Annotated in this window: 6 protein-coding genes; 1 reads left to right on the top strand and 5 read right to left on the bottom strand. The window is 48.1% G+C overall.

What is annotated here, in order from left to right; translation table 11 throughout:
- Window positions 1-765 (top strand): hypothetical protein (locus M6F29_RS11265; RefSeq protein WP_298159901.1); only part of this gene is annotated, 765 nt, incomplete at its 5' end.
- 89 nt (window positions 766-854) lie between these two features.
- On the opposite strand, the gene M6F29_RS11260 is transcribed toward M6F29_RS11265, so the two are convergent.
- The 5 genes from M6F29_RS11260 to M6F29_RS11240 form a co-directional block, all read right to left on the bottom strand.
- Window positions 855-1,700 carry a hypothetical protein gene (locus tag M6F29_RS11260; protein ID WP_298159899.1) on the bottom strand — a complete coding sequence of 282 codons (846 nt, stop codon included), beginning with the start codon at window positions 1,698-1,700 and terminating at the stop codon, window positions 855-857.
- Window positions 1,701-1,948: 248 nt separating this feature from the next.
- A complete protein-coding gene (locus M6F29_RS11255; RefSeq protein ID WP_298159896.1) occupies window positions 1,949-2,440 on the bottom strand; it encodes a hypothetical protein in 492 nt (163 codons plus the stop codon).
- Window positions 2,441-2,680: 240 nt separating this feature from the next.
- Window positions 2,681-3,025: a YkvA family protein gene (locus M6F29_RS11250; RefSeq protein WP_298159892.1), complete on the bottom strand. Its 345-nt coding sequence runs from the start codon at window positions 3,023-3,025 to the stop codon at window positions 2,681-2,683.
- Window positions 3,026-3,370: 345 nt separating this feature from the next.
- Window positions 3,371-4,201 carry a YaaW family protein gene (locus tag M6F29_RS11245; RefSeq protein WP_298159890.1) on the bottom strand — a complete coding sequence of 277 codons (831 nt, stop codon included), beginning with the start codon at window positions 4,199-4,201 and terminating at the stop codon, window positions 3,371-3,373.
- Window positions 4,202-4,204: 3 nt separating this feature from the next.
- Window positions 4,205-4,591 (bottom strand): hypothetical protein (locus M6F29_RS11240; protein ID WP_298159888.1); only part of this gene is annotated, 387 nt, incomplete at its 5' end.

The raw sequence follows: 4,591 nt of genomic DNA, 5'->3' as shown, positions 1-4,591 counted from the left end.
TATTGCTGCATCATGACCAATGAACCCCAAAACCAAACCGCCCCCATCCCGGGCCAGAACCGCACCAGCGCGTACCGTGGGAAGGCGGCCACCAACCCCTACATTTTTACCAAGAAGACTGTATGGATGCAGCGTGTTGGCGACGGAGTGCGAGCTGGAGCCGAACTCTACATTCAGGGTTCGACCAGGTTGGAAAAGGTAGCATTTCTGGTGGCCAAGTTTGCGGCCAGGTACAAGGTGAACCTGTCGCGTCGTACCGATCTTCAGGCCCGCAAGTCAGGGGAGACTGTGACGAGGTGGCTGGGCTACCTCGATGATAAGACCGGGATGGTGAACTGGGTGCTGCTGTGCTGGCCAGGTGAAGATCTGGACCGGTCGGAGTTGTGGCGCCCAGTTCACGAACAACGTATCAGGCATTCTGGGTACGAGTTGGTGCGAATCACCAAGCCCGGAGCCAAAGCCCCGGTTTTAACCTGGCGCTACGAAAAGCCACAGTTTGAGAAAATCCACGACCAGATCGTGCAGGTCATCCGGTTGCGCCAGGGTGCGATACTCGACCAGATCATTCATTCCCTGCACCGGAGCCCGGGGTTTGCCGGGGTCCGTCAGCAAGTGAAGAAGTTATGGGACATCACAAGAAAAGAGTGGAGGCGGACTCGAGGGGAAAGTGAGCAGGTGCCTGAAATCCCTAAGAACATTGGCTATGTCAGACGCTTGCCGGACGTGGGGGCGCTGTGGTCGGAGCTGATCAAAAAGACACCTTGAGGGTATTTTTGGCGGAGGTTCGTAGTATTCCGTCTTGACAACGGAGGTCACTAAAATACCTATCCCGCAGAAAAACTTTGCCTTCAAGGTTAGTTGCATCCGCCCCCAAGTATTTTCGCCTGCCCTTGCAAGGCGGAGATTGACGTCTGCTCGATCTCAGAAGAATCCGATATCGAACCATTATTCCTACTGGCTATAACAAAAGTCAAAACCGTCTCCCGTATCGTTGAATCAGGAAAGCATTGAATTTCTCGTGGTCCGTTTTCCTTTATGTCTCTAATAATAGTGTCCGTAGTGGTCAGTTCCTCCTCTAGTTTATCGTGATTGTCTTGCGCCTCTGCCTGGGGAGGGTATTCAACTACCAGTCCTCCAATAAGGATCAAGAGGGCAAGTGTTATATTTGAGCGTCTCATGCAATGCTTATAAACTTGTCGTATTTTCCTGATCTTGAGACTCAGGAAAGTTTCAGGTTTGAACTCACTAGCAAGAACTTTCCTTACAGTAACAATTACTTCTTGAGGAATCTCTCCGCCATCTTCTGCGCAGATAGATACTTCTTTCTCATCAGGGAATCGTGGGCAAATAAACTTATGCGACCTGATGCCGTATGACTGGAACTTGGCTTTATCCAATTTGTATATCACTCCGTTAACAGTCCCTTCATTCGTAGCGAATAGAACTGCTATCTGGTAACTTTCGGTGGTGGAAATCATGCATCCGCCGTGAATACCAGAGTCAAGTTGATGACCTCGAGCTGTGTTCACTTCAGATGGAATTCTAACAAATGTCCCGTCTCTGAGAAACTTTGATTCATCGCTTAAGCGCGTATAATCGTTACGTTGCATGACGATTTCCATATTGTTACCAGCAGGGATCAGTCGTCCACCATTAGCTTCGTGTTTCTCTTCGCATACACCACGGTATAGATAGTTCATGCTTGATGCTTGCCTCAACTCAAAATGTGATTTTTAGCAAAGGCCAAATATATCGCCTTTAATTTCCGAAAATACGCCGATCGATACCTGGCAGAGTCGCAGTGTCGATTCAATCGAAGATTCGACCTGGCAGCGATGGTGCCCCAAGACTTGCCGTGGCGCTCACGAGTACAACTCCTTGTTCAGGAAAGAAACTGATGGTGCGCACTGAGATAGAGACATAATCAGGTACATTGTACGCTCATTTTTCAATGCCAGAATGCGAAGCGGCCTTCGGTGTCAAGCTTGGGATGGAACCCGGCACTAAAGTCATACCCAGGTGTATCCGAGATAGTCATCACAGGGGTCATAGTCAATACGTTGGCTTTTCGGTCAACGATCCAACCGTTGACCACCCCGAGGACTTTTTGAGCATGGACTCCTATATAGAAGACCTGTACCTGGCTTTTCTCGTCGATTGGTCTGAGAATTATCAGCCCGTCGGCGTCCTTCAAGTAACAGCCGTAGACTGGGTCCGCAAAAGGCCAATGGTTAGGAACTTCTTTGCAATTAAAGACAGTGATTTCAGCCTCGAACCCTGACCCCACATGGGCCTCTAAATAGCCGAGGACCTCTTTTTGTGACAATACGTGGTTATCAGCTGCAAGAGCCCCGATTACGTCAGAGTCCTGGTCTGAACCGTCCCCGAAAGCATTTCCACACAAAAACAGCGCTGTTAGTACTACGATAATTTTTTTCATTTTGACCTCCTCTCTCCGTTTTGTGTCGCTATTCACTTATCACAAAAAAAGTTCGGTACAACAGTGCGTTAATTGTCGTACCGGTGATGAGAGTCAGAAGTAAGGTGATATCGATGTTGTCTGAACTAAATGTGTTCATGAAGAGAAGGGAACTCGCGAAGTACACTGTGCCCGCGACACTCAGGACAACCATGATCTTCTACTGCCTCCCCGGCAGAGCCGGGGGATTTCCCTTGTTAATCAATTGAACCATTCACCCAATTTGGCTTCAGATTTGGCTTTAATATCATCGGTAATATATGTGCCAACTGTGGCTATAGCGGCCACAAGAACACCTAGATCATCTGCATAACCAACTACTGGGACGATGTCTGGAATCGCATCTAGTGGAGAAATTAAATATCCAAGCGCAGCGATAATTACCGTCTTAGCCCATAACGGTGTTGCGGGAGCCTGAAGTGCGTAATAAAGTTGCAATGCCTTTTCGATCACCTCTTTTCCTGCAATTGAAGCGAACTTTGTTACTTTCCCCCAAAAGTTTTCGTCAGAATAACTTTTCGCATACCCACTATTTTCTTCACTCATAGTTTATCCCCTAGTAAATTTAACTGCCAAAAACCTGCACACTCTAAACCACACAGCCTATATTAACTGAAATTGTCGCTGTTCACTTATCACAAAAAAAAGTTCGGTACAACAGTGCGTTAATTGTCGTACCGGTGATGAGAGTCAGAAGTAAGGTGATACCGATGTTATCTGAATTAAATGTGTTCATGAAGAGAAGGAAACTCGCGAAGTACACTGTGCCCGCGACACTCAGGACAATCATGATCATCGCGTAAGCAAAGGCCAAGGAAATGGCCAGGATCCCTAGAACAAGTACAGAGATTAGAATAAAGAACATGGCGAGTTTCCTTTTTATGTTGTCGATCAGGTGTTCTGCAGGAGAGGGGCTGCGATGGGTGCGCCGCAGGTGCTGCAAAACTTCGCATTTAGATCTTTTTGCGGATGGCCTTGCGGGCATGTTTTGATGTTTTTTATGGCGATAGTTTGTCGTAAATAGGCGATTTGAATGACGCATGGAACGGTCACGCGATAGGCAGGACCGGCGAGATCAGCCGCAAGCCACAATGCCATCACAGCCCATCCGACGGGACCAACCAGGACGCCAACACCCTCCATCAAGGCGGCATTAGCGCCAAAGGTGAGTCCTTTGCCAATAATCTGCTTTGCAAGAGCGTTGGCAACAATGGCGGCAAGTCTAAATGTTGCAAAACCACCAAGTTCAGCGGCTGCCAACACGGCGGCAAGCGTAGCTGGTCCTTTAGCGGGAATGTTCATAGATTCGGTCATGGTTTTGCGTTCTTGGGGGCTCATCTTGTCCCATGCCTTCTCGATGATCTTGGCGGTGATGGCGTTTTCCATGGCTTCGCAATTGGCAATACTCGTTACCTTGGCCCCGACTTTAGATGCCACATCGCGGACAATCTCGTCATATGAAACTCCTTTCCCAAGGCGCATTAGATTGACCAAACTATTGCCACCGAAGGATTGAATTTCTTTGATGACGAGTTGATTTACCGCATCATTGAACTTCTTCTCATCTGATTTTGCTGAAACCAGTGTTTTTTTTGAATTATCATTAAGCGATAGGCGACCATTGCCAGAGTCAGTGATGTAGTCGATCAACGGAATCTTTTCCTTGGCCTCACATTGCCTAAGAATGTTCAGTAGCGCCAAATCTTCAGGGTCCTTACGCATAATTTAGTCCTCAATCTGTTGTTCGGTGCGGTGGTATTGAGTAGAAGGCGCTCTGTAGCCGAAGACCGAGGCCAGAACAAGCACAATAAGTTTCTGTTCCGGTTCCAAGGTATTCATGTCAGCCATTGCTGAAAACTTGTACATCCCCAAGATCTGTTGTGACCTTTCTGCGCTGTTAAGAAACTCGCGGCCAAGGGCTAGAGTCGCTTCAGCAACCTCTTTCGGATCAGGTGCCGGTTCGTTGGCTACTTTTTGTGCTTTGCGTAGATAGTCTTGCCTGTCGAGGTCGGGAACTTGCGCGAGTTGCATGAGACGGTCGACCCCTGCGAGCAAGAGTTTCCAGTCTTTTGTTGACATCAGAAGCAAGGCTGGAGATATGTTCAACCCTGC

This window comes from Ferrovum sp., from assembly GCF_027317285.1.
Lineage (GTDB): Bacteria > Pseudomonadota > Gammaproteobacteria > Burkholderiales > Ferrovaceae > Ferrovum.
Note: the sequence above shows the minus strand (reverse complement) of the source record. Positions and strands in the feature narration are given on the sequence as shown.

Bases quoted from the DNA above. Each gene is read 5' to 3' on its own strand.
- M6F29_RS11260 (WP_298159899.1), bottom strand. From the start codon at position 1,700: ATGAACTATCTATACCGTGGTGTATGCGAAGAGAAACACGAAGCTAAT.
- M6F29_RS11255 (WP_298159896.1), bottom strand. From the start codon at position 2,440: ATGAAAAAAATTATCGTAGTACTAACAGCGCTGTTTTTGTGTGGAAAT.
- M6F29_RS11250 (WP_298159892.1), bottom strand. From the start codon at position 3,025: ATGAGTGAAGAAAATAGTGGGTATGCGAAAAGTTATTCTGACGAAAAC.
- M6F29_RS11245 (WP_298159890.1), bottom strand. From the start codon at position 4,201: ATGCGTAAGGACCCTGAAGATTTGGCGCTACTGAACATTCTTAGGCAA.